This window comes from Aliiglaciecola sp. 3_MG-2023 (genome assembly GCF_030548205.1).
Classification (GTDB): domain Bacteria; phylum Pseudomonadota; class Gammaproteobacteria; order Enterobacterales; family Alteromonadaceae; genus Aliiglaciecola.
Window position 1 is genome coordinate 1 of record NZ_JAUORV010000043.1, and the last position, 596, is coordinate 596.

General features: G+C 46.8%; 1 protein-coding gene. It reads right to left on the reverse strand.

The annotated features are described in order from the left end of the window. The coding region (locus tag Q4574_RS21445; RefSeq protein WP_303477717.1) for a GTP-binding protein at positions 1–596 on the reverse strand (596 nt) is incomplete at both ends.

Below are 596 nucleotides of genomic sequence, written 5' to 3' on the forward strand. Positions count from 1 at the left end.
AATGGCTTATCAATGGCACGCTCTGGCTCTGGGATATAGCTATCAAGGGCTTCTGCAAGCTCAATGATTTTTGCTTCCCATGCTGCGTCGCCTTCCAACGCTTTAAGCGCTGAACCTTGAATCACTGGCAAGTCATCACCTGGGAATTCGTATTCTGTTAGAAGTTCACGTACTTCCATTTCTACCAATTCCAACAACTCTTCGTCGTCAACCATGTCACATTTGTTCATGAATACGATCATGTAAGGAATACCTACTTGGCGACCTAACAAGATGTGCTCACGTGTTTGTGGCATTGGACCGTCAGTTGCCGCAACAACCAAGATTCCGCCGTCCATTTGCGCAGCACCTGTGATCATGTTCTTAACATAATCCGCGTGTCCTGGGCAATCTACGTGTGCATAGTGACGTGAAGGAGTATCGTATTCAACGTGAGATGTTGAAATTGTGATACCACGCTCACGCTCTTCTGGAGCGTTATCGATTTGATCAAACGCTGATGCAGCACCACCATAGGTCTTTGCTAGAACTGTAGTGATTGCCGCTGTTAGCGTCGTTTTACCATGGTCAACGTGGCCAATTGTACCGACGTTTAC